Consider the following 13639-nt stretch of genomic DNA (forward strand, 5'->3'; position numbering starts at 1 on the left):
CCTCCTGATTTTTAAGATGATGAAGGATGTGAAACGATAACCTCACAATCTCCTTCTATAACAAAATCTCCGGAATCCGCCGGCACGATAAAGTGATCGCCTTTGTGAATGGGGCATCCATCCAGTTCTCCGCGTCCTTTAATGACGCTTGCGAGTAAATACCGGCCGGGTGCGGGGAATGATGCTTTCCCGCTCACATCCCATTGATAAACTGAAAAGAAAGGTGTTTCGGCAAGTGTTGTAATAAGAGCATTTCCGATCCGATGCTTTGTGCTTTTTACATTTTCAACGGTATGCGGAATGTCTGTTACGTCAATTGCTTTCTGAAGATGAAGCTCGCGTTTATTCCCGTTCCCATCCGTCCGGTCATAGTCGTAAAGCCGGTAGGTGGCATCAGAGCTTTGCTGGATTTCAAGAACGAGCGTACCTTCACATAAAGCGTGCAGTGTGCCGCTCGGGACATAGAAAAAGTCGCCGGGTTTAATGGGGATGCGGCGGAGCAGGTGTTCCCACTCGTTTCGTTCAATGTGCCGAACGAAGTCTTCTCTCGTTTGGGCGCGGTGCCCTAAAATGAGCTCCGCGTCTTTTTTGCAGTCCAATATGTACCAGCATTCCGTTTTTCCGAGTTCTCCGTTTTCATGCCGATGTGCATATGCGTCATCGGGATGAACCTGTACGGATAAGTCCATATTTGCGTCGAGAATTTTTGTGAGCAGGGGAAAGGCGTCTCCTTTCGGATGTCCGAACAGGTCAGGGTGTTCATTCCAGAGACGATGTAATGATGTTCCGGAAAAAGGCCCGTTCCGCACGATGGATGTGCCGTGCGGATGAGCTGAAATCGCCCAGCACTCTCCCGTCCGCTCAGAAGGAATCTCATACCCGAATGTATCGCGCAGCTTCGTCCCGCCCCATAATCTTTCTTTAAAAACCGGTTCCAAAAATAAGAGTTTCGTCATTTTCCCGCCTCCCGGTTTGCCGCTTCTAAGGCCTGCTCCGCCAATACGAGCGAACCGGCCGCTCCGGAGTGAATGCCTAATTGAGGGGGAACGATGCGGTTTTCAATGTCGGGCAGATCAATATATTGATTCAGCCGCTTTTTCACGTGCTGACGGATAGAAGAGAACAGCTGCCGCTGCTTCATGACGCCCCCGCCGAGGATGATCTTTTCCGGCGAAAGAATGAGAATATACTGCACAAGCGCTTCGGCAATATAATAGCCCTCAAGCTCCCACACTTCCTGCTGATCCGTGAGCAGAACTGCTTTTTTCCCCCAGCGTTTCTCAATGGCGGGGCCTGCCGCGAGGCCTTCCAGACAATCTGTATGGTACGGGCAATTGCCTTTGTAGCCGTCGTCCGGATGTCTTCTGACATAAATGTGGCCCATTTCAGGATGAGACAGCCCTTGAACAAATCTGCCGTTCATAATGGCGCCCGCGCCGATGCCTGTGCCGACCGTCAAATAGAGGCAGCTGTCCGCGTTTTTGGCCGCGCCGAAAGAAGCTTCTCCAAGCGCCGCCGCATTAACGTCGGTGGTGAAGCCTGCGGGAATATCAAGAGCGCTTTTGATCGTTTGAAGAATAGGGCAGTTCCGCCAGGCTGTCTTCGGCGTCGCGGTGATGCACCCGTATGTTTGACTGTCGGGACGGATATCAATCGGCCCGAACGACCCGATGCCGATGGCTTCTATCGGGAAATCTTTAAAGTAACGGATGACCTGTCTGAGTGTGTCATCCGGTTCTCCCGTCGGAAACTCTACTCTGTCCAGAATGGTGCCGTCTCTTTGTCCGGCGGCACAGACAAATTTCGTGCCGCCGGCTTCAATACCTCCAAGCATGGCCGTCCCTCCTCATCTGTTAAAATCCGTTTTGATCGGAAACGGCTTTGAACCAGCGGCCGCTTTTTTTGACGGTCCGTTCGCCCCCGTTTTCCAGATTGACAGATACAAAGCCGTAGCGGTTTTTATAAGCGTTTGTCCAAGACCAGTTGTCCATGAAAGTCCACAGGTGATAGCCTTTTACATTTGAACCTTCTCCGATGGCCCGATGCACCCATTTCAGATGTTCCTGGATAAATTCAATCCTGTAATCATCCTGAATGATGCCGTTTTCATCGCGGAAGCGTTCCTCGCCTTCTACTCCCATGCCGTTCTCAGAAATAAAACACTCGATATTTCCGTAATGTTCTCTGAGATTTGTGAGAATGTCGTAGATTCCTTTTTCGTAAATTTCCCACCCGCGATGAGGGTTCATTTTACGGCCGGGCATGACATACGGATCGAAGAAACGCTCAGGCAGGAAAGGGGCATGCGGATTCGGAACATGTTCTTTTGCCTTGACGCGCCTCGGCTGGTAGTAGTTCACGCCTAAGAGGTCAACCGTATGCTCCTGAATGAGGCGGAGATCTTCTTTCTCATAATGCGGCAGAAAGCCTTCCGCCTTGAGAATCTCGACAAGCTCCTCAGGAAATTCGCCCTTTACGGCGGGATCTAAAAATGAGCGGTTGAAAAAGGCGTCGGCAATCCGGGACGCTTTCAGATCTTCAGGATGTGAGCTTCTCGGATAAGAAGGCGTCAGATTCAGAATGATTCCGATTTGTCCGTCCTGTTTCAATTCTCTGTAGGCTTTGACAGCCCTTGCATTCGACAGCAGGGTATGGAAGCCGGCCTGCACTGCTTCTTGAAAATTAACGTGATTCGGGTAGTGAAAGTCGTATAAGTAGCCGCCTTCAATCGGCACAATCGGCTCGTTGTGAGTGAACCATTTTTTCACCTTGTCACCGAATAGCGAAAAGCATGTTTTGGCGTAATGTTCAAACGCGTCAACGGTGTTCCGGCTGACCCATCCCCCCTTACGCTGAAGGGCGAGCGGCATGTCAAAGTGAAACAAATTGACAAACGGCTCAATGTGATGGGCAAGCATTTCATCGATGACGTCCTGATAAAACGCGACCGCTTTCTGATTGACCTCGCCAGTTCCGTCCGGAATCAATCTTGACCAGGAAATAGACAGCCGGAAGGAGTTGTGGCCGATTTCTTTCATCAGCCGGATATCCTCCTTATATTGATCGTAAAAACGTGACGTGTCGCCGGGGCCGACGCCGTTAAAAAAACGGCTCGGCTCTTTTTCATACCAGTAATCCCATATGTTTTGGCTTTTTCCGTCTCTGTCAGCGGCGCCTTCTGTTTGGGTGGCGGAGGCGGAAGACCCCCACCAGAATCCTTCCGGAAAACGATATTGAATATTTGATTCAGTCAATTGATTTCTCTCCCTTACTGCGATTTTGATTACATACTCATGCTGTCATCCCGGGCATGCTTCTCGGTCTCAGCTTCTTTTTCCTTTGCCATGTTTAATTTGTCCAGCGCTTTAAGAAACGGGAACCAGATGACAAACACAATACAGAGGTTGACCAGCTGCATAATGCCGCCCATGACGGAATTGGTCGCCATAATCCCGTTAATGAATAGGGGGACGGTCCAAGGCACGGTCACGCCGGTAGGAGGGGGCACGATCCCCGCCGACATGGCCAGGTAGGTGACAAGTGTGACAACCATCGGTGCGATGACCCACGGAATGATAATGATCGGGTTCATCACAATCGGCAAACCGAAAATAACCGGCTCATTGACGTTGAAAATGCCCGGCGCGAGACCGAGTTTGGATATCTGTTTCATCTGTTTGCTTTTCATAAAAAGCAAGATGGCGATCACTATGGCCAATGTCATTCCGGTTCCGCCCATTCCGACGGTGTAAATCTCCATAAACGGCTTAGAAATAATATGGGGAATCTCTTTTCCCGCTGTATACGCAGCCAAATTTTCGACCTGTAATGTATTCCAAATCGGGTCCATCACGGAATTGATAATGATTTGTCCGTGAAGTCCGAAAAACCATAAAATCTGAATAAAGAAAACAGCGATTAATGTAGGAATGATGCCGCTTCCAAGTCCGACAAGCGGGGCTTGAACCGTATGATAAATGACATCATGCAGATTGGTGTGAAAGATCTGGGTGACAGCCGCATTGATCAAGAGGAAGACGGTAAGCGTGATAAAAGCCGGAATCAATGCGGCGAACGATTTAGCAACAGCCGGAGGAACACCGGCAGGCATCTTAATCGTTAAGTTTCTCTGGACGATTCTTCTGTAGATTTCACCTGACAAAAACGCGGTTATCATGCCGAGAAACATTCCTTTTGCTCCAAGCCGGTCAACCGGAATGACGCCTGCGACCGCTTTGCCCGTTTCCGGCTCTAAGACGAACGGGGTGAGCAGCAGAAAAGAAACCAATGCGATCGCTCCGCCGAATACGGCCTCCACTTCGTAGCTTTTGGAAAGGTAATAGCCGATCCCGAAGACGACAAAAATGGACATAATCCCCATCGTCGCCGTCGAAGCGCCGCCAAATCCGGATTGAAAGACAGACAGTGCGGAGCTGCTCATGATTTTGTTTAAAAACGGCAGGTTCGTCAGCACGACGAACACCGAACCGAAAATGGTCAGCGGAAACGCCAGCATAAAAGCATCCCGTAAGACTTGCAAGTAGCGGTTATTGTTTAATTTGCCCGCGATCGGAACAAGGAATTGGCTGATTTTCTCAAACACGTCTTCACCCCCGGCTTTTTATAAATTCTTTGATTGAAATAAGTCGAGCATTTCTTTAACCAGCTCTTTCATTGAGAGCGCTGACATTAAGTGGTCTTCAGCATGCATAAAAAGCAGGGAGACATCCGTCTTGGCGCCGCCGGCTTCTTTTTGAATCATCTGAAAATGGATGTCGTGCGCTTTCCCCAGTTCTTCTTCAGCCTTTGTCAGAAAGGTGTCTGACTCATCTGGCCGGCCGTCTTTATAAGCGCGTATCGATTGAATAATACAGCTGCGGGCATTACCGCTGTGAAGAATCAGCTGAAAACTGATCTGTTCATCCGTGTACGTTTCCATGCTTATCGCCTCCTTTATTTGTTCTCAATCAAGGCAACGGCCTGTTCGTATGCTTTTTTGCCGTCTCCCATGCCGTAAGCCATCATGTCAATCACATCAACGGTGATGTGAAGCGGGTCCGCCTCTTTCTGAAGCTCACCTTTTAAAAAACTCATCTGCGGGCCGATCAGTACGACGTCTGCATCTTTCATCGCTTCTTTTGCTTTATCCTGTCCGACTGCCCAAATCTCGGCTTCCTCACCGATGGAGCGGGCGTAATTCTGCATTTTCGTAACAAGAAGGCTGGTGGACATGCCTGAGCTGCAGGCTAATAAAATTCTTTTCATGAGAATCCCTTCTTTCATAAAGTTAAAACGTTTTCATGAATATTATAATCTTTTGAATTTAAATGTCTATACTTTTAAAATATAAAAGTTTTACTTTTCGGATTTTTGACACAAAAAAACCTTTTAAGATTCAACTTAAAAGGTTTTTCATCTCAAGCGAGCCATAACAGCCATAAATAAAGTCCGATCAGGGTGATGAATAACGTCGGAATGGTTAATATCAGACCTGTCTTGAAATACATTCCCCAGGAAATTTTCACGTTTTTCCGGCTCAGCACGTGGAGCCATAACAATGTCGCCAGCGATCCGATCGGCGTGATTTTCGGCCCAAGGTCCGAACCGATAACATTCGCGTAAATCAATGCTTCTCTCATCAGCCCGTGAGTGTCCGTTCCGCTGATGGCTATGGCGTCAATCATCACCGTCGGCAGGTTATTCATAACGGAGGACAGGATCGCAGCGATAAACCCCATCCCGAGTGTGCCCGCAAACAATCCGTGATCCGCCGCTCTCTGAATAAGCTGAGAAAGAAGATCCGTCAGTCCGGCATTCCGCAAGCCGTACACGACAACATACATGCCGACAGAAAAAAACACGATGGCCCACGGGGCGTCCTTGATGACTTGTTTCGCAGGGACGGCGGGGCTTCGCTGCGCCAGAATGAGAAAAATGACCGCGATGGAGCCGGCAACGAAGGAAACGGGTATCGACAGCAGTTCGCTGACGAAATATCCGATCAATAAAACGGCCAGCACAGCCCACGATAACCGGAAAAGGCGTTCATCCTTAATCGCGGATGCCGGATGTTTCACAAGACCGGTGTCATACCGTTTCGGAATGTTTTTTCTGAAATAGAGATACAGCACCAAAATGCTTGCTGCCAGAGAAAAAAGGTTGGGCACCAGCATGCGTGATGCATATTCAATGTACCCGATATGAAAGTAATCCGCGGATACAATATTGACCAAATTGCTTACAACGAGCGGAAGCGAGGTGGTGTCGGCGATGAATCCTCCGGCGATAATAAACGGAAAAACCAGCTTTTCAGGTAAATTCAAAGCCCGCACCATCGCCAGTACGATCGGCGTCAAAATGAGCGCCGCTCCGTCATTGGCAAACAGGGCGGAGACAACAGCTCCTAAGACCGACACATAGAGAAACATCCGCAGCCCGCTGCCTTTGGCCGCCATGGCCATATGCAGCGCGGCCCATTCAAAAAAACCGATGCTGTCAAGAATCAATGAAATGATAATAATGGCGATAAAGGCAAGCGTCGCATTCCAGACGATTCCCGTCACTTCCGCGATATCGTGCAGGCTGACTGCTCCGGCGATCAAAGCGAGGACCGCTCCGCCGCAGGCAGACCAGCCGATTGATACATGTTTCGGCTGCCATATGACAAACACAAGTGTCAGCACAAAAATCAGCGCTGATAAAACCGCAACTCCCAAGAATATATCCCCCTTACCGGCATGTAACAGTGACTTCTTTTTGCCGCAATGTCTGTAAAACTTCGTCCTTTTCATCTATCTGCTGCAGAATCGAGCAAACCAGCGCGTATTCCGGACCGGACGGATGAATGGCATAGTACCGCCACTGGCCCTCGCGTCTTTCCCGCACAAGGCCGGCGTTCTTTAATTTCCGCAAGTGCTGGCTGATGCCGGGCTGACTTATATCAAAAATAGCCGTCAGCTCGCAGACACAATATTCCTTATCCTCCAGAAGCTTCAGCATCAAAAGCCTCGTCGGGTCGCTTAGAAGCTTGAGGCACTGGCTGATCCCTCCGGAACTTAAAGCATGATGCCGCCGTTCCATGCGCTCACTCCTTTTTCACACTATTATATAAGCGGTTGTTTATATAAGTAAACGACAATATAAAAAAGCCGGCCTTGCAATTTTTGCAAAACCGGCTCATGTTTATTTTTGGAACAGTTTTTTCGCTTCATCCATTGCTAATTTATTTCCCAGTGCTGAATAATCAAGCCAAGGCTGATCGGCAATTTTATAGACGTGGTTTGCTTTCACGGCCTTCAGCCCTTTCCATACAGCGCTTTTTTGCAATTCTTTATAGGCTTGCTGTGACTTGTCGTCTCTGTTAACGACGACGAAAATCGCATCTGCGTTGTAATCAGGCAGCACTTCTTGAGAAATGACTTCATAAGGGCGGGAGGTGTTCATTTCTTTAATGCCGTCAGCCGGTTTTAGCTTCAGATCGTCAAACAGAATCGGTCCCATCGGGCGGCGTGTGCTGAAGACGCGAAGCTCTTTTGCGTTCACGCGGATCGCCATGACTTTGGCGTTTTTCCCTAATTCCTTATTCATCATGGATCTGACTTGTTTTGTTTCATCTTCGTAATCCTGAATAAATGTTTTCGCTTCTTTTTCACGGTTGACGATTTTTCCGATGTCTTTTAAATGATCGCGCCAAGTGCCTTTATCAAGGTCGAAAACGTGTGTGTTTCCGATTTTCTTGTATTTTGACACATCTTTTCCCGCAAATTCTTTATCAAGATAAATGTTGTCAGGGTTCAGCTCAAGTAAAGCTTCCATATCCGGATCTGAGGCAGGGCCGAGTTTTTTCGTGTCTTTCAGCTGATTTTTCACATGAGGGAGAAAATCTTTTAATTCTCCGCCCACGACGGAACCGGCAGGTGTAACGCCGAGAGCCAGCAGATCATTTGTCAGGTGAATGGACATCGAAGCGATTTTATGATCGCCGGATTTCTTTTTTGACTCCGGCTGTGTTGAATCGGATTGGCAGGCAGCCAGTAAGAAAATACACATGAAACTGACGAGCGCAATTATTTTTTTCATGGGAATACTCCTTGTTTTATGATTTGATTTTCATGACGAGATAGAGAAAATACGGCGCGCCGATGGCTGCCGCAACCACGCCGGCCGGAATGGCGTTCGGCTGAAACAAAGACCGGCCGATGGTGTCTGCCGCGACAAGAATGACAAGTCCGATTAATCCTGCAATCGGAATAATATGCTGATGCATGGTGCCGACGAGCCGTCTTGCCAAGTGAGGGGCGGCAAAGCCGATAAAGCCGATTCCGCCGGCCATCGCCACACTCGCGCAGGACAAGCCGACCGCTATGGCGATCAGCATGATCCTTTTTCTCTGCACGTGTGCGCCAAGCCCCGCGGCTGCCTGGTCACCGAGCATTAAAATATTCAAAGAGCGGGCGTTCAGCCATGCAAGCGGTGCGAGAATGCCGATCCAGGGCAATAGCGACCACACGTGAATCCAATCCCTGCCCCAGACGTTTCCCACCAGCCAGCGGGAAGCGAATGTATAAGTTTCTTCATTCAGGCGCAGCGACATAAACAATGTAACGGCGCTGAAGCCCGCGGAAACGGCGATCCCGACTAACAGCATGCGGATCGTTAAAAAACCGTTCAGCCTGTCGTACGTAAGCACTACGATCAGCAGGGCGGCGAGTGTTCCGCCCGCAAACGTAAACAGCGGGATGAACATCGACGCTTGCGCCTCCAAGGAATGAAAGAATGTGATATACATCATCAAACCGAAGGAAGCGCCGGCATGCAGTCCGAGAATGCCCGGATCGGCAAGCGGATTTCGGGATACACCCTGCAAAATAGCGCCCGACACTCCTAAACCGATGCCGGCCAGCATCGTCACCAGAATCCGGGGAAGCCGGTAATCGAATAAAACGGTTGTGCTTTGAAACGTGCCGTATCCGAACAGCGTTTTTCCCACGGTGAGAGGTGAAAGCCGGAATGAGCCCGTATGCAGCCCGATCAGAATCATGCAAACGGCGATGACCAGCAGAATGAGTCCTGCCGCCGCCGCTTTTTTTGTTTCTTTCTGTACTTTCATTTATAAGTCTCTCCCTTCCTTGCGGGCAATATAAAGAAAGAAAGGGACACCGACAAGTGCGACCATAATGCCTATCGCCAATTCCCTCGGGGGACTGACCGTGCGTGAGGCCAGGTCAGCCAAAATCAATAGAATCGCGCCGAGTAACGCGGACATCGGAATAATCAGCCTGTACGTAACGCCGACGATCTTTCGCGCGATATGGGGAATAACCAGCCCGACAAAGCCGATCGCGCCGGCAGCGGAAACAGACACACCGGCAAGAACGACGGCGATCATTAATCCGGCGGCACGCGTCAGAGCCGTGTTCACCCCTAAATTCGCCGCCACGTCATTTCCCATTGAGAGAAGGGTGACGGACCGGCCCATGAATGTCGCGAGAATGATGAAGACCGCAATCACGGGAACAAGGACTTGTAAATGAGCCCACTTGATCCCTGACACCCCGCCGGCGTACCAGAAGGCCAAATCCTGGCTTAAATCGTAATAAATCGCCACACCGGTACTGAGTGAATGTAAAAGAGCGGCCACGACCGCCCCGGCAAGCGTCACCTTTAAAGGCGTCATGCTGCCTTTTCCCGCCGCACTGATAAAGAAAATCAAGCCGGTGCTTGCCAGTGCTCCCAAAAATGACATCACCATCAGCAGGGCGTATGACAAATGAGGGAAAAAAGCAAAGCTGAGCGCAACAACAAACATGGCGCCCGCGTTTACGCCTAAGACACCCGAATCGGCAAGCGGGTTTCTCGTGACACCCTGCATGAGGGCGCCGGCTGCGGCAAAAGCGGCTCCTGTAACGGCCGCCCCGAGCACCCTCGGAAGACGCAATTCATGAATGATCTGCTGGCCCGTTATGTTCGGATTATAATCAGCAACAGCCGACCAAACCGTATGTAAAGTAATGTCTTTCGCGCCGAATGAGACAGCGAAAAAAATAGATACAAGCAGCCCGATCACCGCGATCAGGAAGAAAACCCCGTTTTTTAAGATGCTGATCAGACGGTTTGCGGACGTGACAGAATCGCTCAAAAATCAATTCACCTACTTTTATGATCATTGTCCGGTATTTATTGAATATGAGAATCATTTTCATTTGAACCATCATATTATACCGAGCTGATTTTCAAAACGCAATAGAGCGTTCAACAATGATGTCTTTTTTTCTCTCATGTTTATATTGTAAAAAAGAAGTGAAAAACGTGAAAGAGGAAATCGCTATATTCAGAAAGGAGGGAGGCAAATGGCGGGAGAACGAAAACCTTTGCCGATTGAATTTTACCAGAGACCGTCAGTGGAGCTTGCCCCTTTATTGCTCGGCTGTCTCTTGGTGAAGGAGACGGACGAGGGAACGGCTTCAGGTTTTATCGTGGAAACGGAAGCTTATATGGGAGCGGATGACCGGGCGGCGCACAGCTTCGGCAACCGGCGCACGAAACGGACGGAAATTATGTTCCATGAGGCGGGCCGCATTTATACATACGTCATGCACACTCATACATTAATGAACGTCGTCGCCGCGGACATCGGCATTCCGCAGGCCGTGTTAATCAGGGCGGCGGAGCCTCATGAAGGACAGTTCCTGATGGAGAGCAGGAGACCGGGCAGACCCCCGAGAGAGCGGACAAACGGCCCGGGAAAACTGACGAAGGCGATGGGCATTTCAATGAACGACTACGGCGGCATGATCACGGAACCGCCGCTGTATATTACGGAGGGCTTTGCGCCCGAGCATATATCAACAGGCCCGAGAATCGGGATTGACAACAGCGGAGAAGCCCGGGATTATCCGTGGCGCTATTGGGTGACGGGGAACCGGTATGTCTCACGCTGACCATGTTTATAAACGCTGATAAGAGGGGAAAGACAAGGTAAAAGAAAGGGGATTCAGACATTGAAAAAATTTTTCAAAACGATTATCAAATGGGCGCCCGTCATCTATCCGATCATCAGAAAAATCATAAAAGAACGGAAGGCATCTAAGCGGAACCGCATGTCCGCATCCCGAACAGCCGGCTGATCCGGCTGTTTTTTTACGGGCCTGGCATCGGATTGCCGCATTGACTTGAAATCCTCCCCATTATAGAATTTACATACATTTACCCCTTCCTCATTCTATTTGCCCATTTTTCACGTCTGCATCTGATCTGATAGGAGGTTTTTCTCATGCTTCATGGGCGGCTTCGTGAACTTCTGCGCTTGCTTTTAGCTGCTGAAACACCGGTTACAAGCTCAGTCATCGCTGCAAATGTAAAGGTAACGACGCGGACGGTCCGCAATGACATAAAGGAACTGCAAACCATTGTAGAAAAACACGGCGCATCCATTCAATCTGTCAGAGGGAGCGGCTATAAGCTGCTGATCCGGAATGAGCAGCCGTTTAAAAACTGGCTTCAGGACAATTTCCAGCAGAACAGCACCGTGCCGATTTTTCCCGGTGAACGGTTAGATTACCTTATGAAAAGAATGCTTCTGGCCGACGGCTACCTCAAGCTGGATGACTTGGCGGAAGAACTGTTCATCAGTAAATCCACACTTCAATCTGATTTAAAAGAAGTCAAAAAACGGCTCCGCCCCTATGACATCATTTTGGAAACAAGGCCGAACTACGGCTTTAAGCTGCGCGGCGAAGAGCTCCGCCTCCGTTATTGTATGGCGGAATACTTAGTGGACGACCGCGAGCCTGAGCCTGATCTCCTGAGTGAAAAGGCCGGTATTCTGCCGAAAGACGACATTCACGTGATCCGCACAGCCATTATGAAGCAGGTTCGAAACCATAAGATCCCGCTTTCTTTCTTCGGCCTGAACAATCTCATCATCCATATCGCCATTGCCTGCAAACGAATCCGGACAGAAAACTATGTATCTCTCATCCCGGAAGATCTTCATGATATTAAGCTTGAAACAGAATATCAGTCAGCGGAAGCCATCGTAAAAGAGCTTGAATCTGCGCTTTCGGTCACCTTTCCCGAACAGGAAACCGCCTATATTGCCATTCACCTGCTCGGGACAAAGCGCATGACCCAGTCACAACTGGAAGGAAAAGAGCTTACAAGGCTGATAGACGGGGAAACCAGCCGTTTGACGGAGGCCATGATTGAAGCCATTGAGCGGGAGCTGAAGCTCGGAATCACGGACGACAATGAGCTGAAAGCGGGTCTTGCGCTCCACATCAAGCCGGCGATTAACCGAAACCGGTACGGAATGAACCTGAGAAACCCGATGCTCTCCGCCATAAAGGAAAATTATCCGCTCGCATTTGAAGCGGGAGTGATTGCGGGAATCGTGATCAAGGAGCAAACCGGCATTGATATTCATGAAAATGAGATCGGATATTTGGCGCTTCATTTCGGAGCCGCCATTGAAAGGAGAAAGACGGAACGGCCGCCTAAACGCTGCTTGATTGTTTGTGCGTCCGGCGCCGGCAGCGCGCAGCTTTTAAGAGAAAAGCTCCGTTCCCGGTTCGCAAAGCGTCTTGAAATCGTCGGAACGGCTGATTACTGCAGCCTTGACCAGCTTTCCTTTGAGTCGATTGATTTTGTGGTCAGCACAGTGCCGATCAAAAAAGACCTGCCCGTTCCCGTATTGAAGGTTCATACGCTGTTGGGCGGCGGGGATTTTACAAAAATCGACGCCATGCTGGAAGAAAAGCGGGAACAATTGAACTTTCTGAAACCGGAGCTGGTATTTTTGCAGCAGGATCTGGAGACGAAGGAGGACGTCATCCGTTTTCTCGGACAGCAGGTTGCAGAAGCCGGCCTTGCTTCTGATTCTCTGACCGATTCTATTTTTGAAAGGGAAGCGATTTCTCCTACGAGTTTCGGCAATCTTACGGCGATTCCGCACCCGCTCGTTCCGCAGACAGACACGACGTTTTGGGCGGTATGCACGCTGAAGAAACCGATTGACTGGGCGGATAAGCGTGTCCAATTTGTCTGCCTGCTCTGCGTCGAGAAAGAAAGCAAAGCCGACCTCCAGCATATGTACAAATGGCTCGGCGGCATGTTAGATGATCCGGCCGCGGTAAGCCGTCTCTTAAAATGCACAACCTATCAGGAGGTTTTACGAGTATTCAGAGACAAACGATCAGAGAAAGACCGGGATACACCTTTTTTCCGTTAGCAGCGGAAAAAGCCTGAGTAGTTATGAAAGCGATTTCATAATATGATGGTACTAACATCGAGACATACAAAATATCAAACTTTCAGGAGGTCTTTTACATGAATATATTACTCGTTTGTGCAGCAGGGATGTCTACAAGCTTACTCGTCACCAAGATGGAAAAAAGCGCGCAGGAACAAGGAAAAGAATATAAAATCTGGGCGGTGTCAGGCGATTCAGTCAACCAGCATATTGATAAAGCGGACGTATTGCTGCTTGGGCCTCAAGTCCGTTATTTGCTTCCGCAGCTGAAAAAATTGGGTGAATCAAAAGGAGTGCCGGTTGAAGTCATCAATACCGTCCATTACGGCACTTGCAACGGAGCGGAGGTTCTGAAATCAGCAGAACAGCTCGGAAACGCATCGTAGAAAG

The 13639-nt window shown here is 49.4% G+C and carries 15 protein-coding genes; 4 read left to right on the forward strand and 11 right to left on the reverse strand.

Going from position 1 to position 13639, the window contains the following annotated elements; genetic code table 11:
• Window positions 1–11: 11 nt before the first annotated feature.
• From manA to ACNFN4_RS06010, 11 genes are all read right to left on the reverse strand, one after another.
• Window positions 12–956 carry a mannose-6-phosphate isomerase, class I gene (manA, locus tag ACNFN4_RS05960; protein ID WP_021494721.1) on the reverse strand — a complete coding sequence of 315 codons (945 nt, stop codon included), beginning with the start codon at window positions 954–956 and terminating at the stop codon, window positions 12–14.
• Window positions 953–1834 carry an ROK family protein gene (locus ACNFN4_RS05965; protein WP_215797215.1) on the reverse strand — a complete coding sequence of 294 codons (882 nt, stop codon included), beginning with the start codon at window positions 1832–1834 and terminating at the stop codon, window positions 953–955. The genes manA and ACNFN4_RS05965 overlap by 4 nt, the downstream gene beginning before the upstream one ends.
• A 19-nt stretch (window positions 1835–1853) precedes the next feature.
• Complete coding sequence (locus ACNFN4_RS05970) at window positions 1854–3254, reverse strand: glycoside hydrolase family 1 protein (RefSeq protein ID WP_014419223.1); 1401 nt, start codon at window positions 3252–3254, stop codon at window positions 1854–1856.
• A 29-nt stretch (window positions 3255–3283) separates the two neighbouring features.
• Window positions 3284–4603, reverse strand: a complete 1320-nt coding sequence (gene celB / locus ACNFN4_RS05975) for a PTS cellobiose transporter subunit IIC (protein WP_280144730.1) — start codon at window positions 4601–4603, stop codon at window positions 3284–3286.
• Between the two features lie 18 nt (window positions 4604–4621).
• Window positions 4622–4939, reverse strand: a complete 318-nt coding sequence (locus tag ACNFN4_RS05980) for a PTS lactose/cellobiose transporter subunit IIA (protein WP_003150849.1) — start codon at window positions 4937–4939, stop codon at window positions 4622–4624.
• 14 nt (window positions 4940–4953) lie between these two features.
• Window positions 4954–5265 carry a PTS sugar transporter subunit IIB gene (locus ACNFN4_RS05985; protein ID WP_007614670.1) on the reverse strand — a complete coding sequence of 104 codons (312 nt, stop codon included), beginning with the start codon at window positions 5263–5265 and terminating at the stop codon, window positions 4954–4956.
• A gap of 152 nt (window positions 5266–5417) precedes the next feature.
• The gene (locus tag ACNFN4_RS05990) at window positions 5418–6716 is read right to left on the reverse strand and encodes an arsenical efflux pump membrane protein ArsB (protein WP_053285318.1); all 1299 of its coding nucleotides are present in this window, start codon (window positions 6714–6716) and stop codon (window positions 5418–5420) included.
• Window positions 6717–6729: 13 nt separating this feature from the next.
• Entirely contained in the window at window positions 6730–7080 is a 351-nt protein-coding gene (locus tag ACNFN4_RS05995) for an ArsR/SmtB family transcription factor (protein ID WP_014419219.1), read from the reverse strand.
• A gap of 102 nt (window positions 7081–7182) precedes the next feature.
• Window positions 7183–8079 carry an ABC transporter substrate-binding protein gene (locus ACNFN4_RS06000; protein ID WP_007407746.1) on the reverse strand — a complete coding sequence of 299 codons (897 nt, stop codon included), beginning with the start codon at window positions 8077–8079 and terminating at the stop codon, window positions 7183–7185.
• Between the two features lie 16 nt (window positions 8080–8095).
• Window positions 8096–9109 carry a FecCD family ABC transporter permease gene (locus ACNFN4_RS06005; RefSeq protein WP_021494727.1) on the reverse strand — a complete coding sequence of 338 codons (1014 nt, stop codon included), beginning with the start codon at window positions 9107–9109 and terminating at the stop codon, window positions 8096–8098.
• Window positions 9110–10108, reverse strand: coding sequence for a FecCD family ABC transporter permease (locus tag ACNFN4_RS06010; RefSeq protein ID WP_042635747.1), 999 nt, complete (start codon window positions 10106–10108; stop codon window positions 9110–9112).
• 241 nt (window positions 10109–10349) lie between these two features.
• Here ACNFN4_RS06010 and ACNFN4_RS06015 point away from each other — a divergent pair, with 241 nt between their 5' ends.
• From ACNFN4_RS06015 to licB, 4 genes are all read left to right on the forward strand, one after another.
• Entirely contained in the window at window positions 10350–10940 is a 591-nt protein-coding gene (locus ACNFN4_RS06015; protein ID WP_017418624.1) for a DNA-3-methyladenine glycosylase, read from the forward strand.
• Between the two features lie 51 nt (window positions 10941–10991).
• Window positions 10992–11126, forward strand: coding sequence for a hypothetical protein (locus ACNFN4_RS06020; protein WP_369719122.1), 135 nt, complete (start codon window positions 10992–10994; stop codon window positions 11124–11126).
• Window positions 11127–11272: 146 nt separating this feature from the next.
• Window positions 11273–13228, forward strand: a complete 1956-nt coding sequence (gene licR / locus ACNFN4_RS06025) for a transcriptional regulator LicR (RefSeq protein WP_038461685.1) — start codon at window positions 11273–11275, stop codon at window positions 13226–13228.
• A gap of 98 nt (window positions 13229–13326) precedes the next feature.
• Entirely contained in the window at window positions 13327–13635 is a 309-nt protein-coding gene (gene licB / locus ACNFN4_RS06030) for a PTS lichenan transporter subunit IIB (RefSeq protein ID WP_003150863.1), read from the forward strand.
• The last annotated feature ends 4 nt before the right edge of the window (window positions 13636–13639 follow it).

The organism is Bacillus sp. N1(2025), assembly GCF_053470005.1.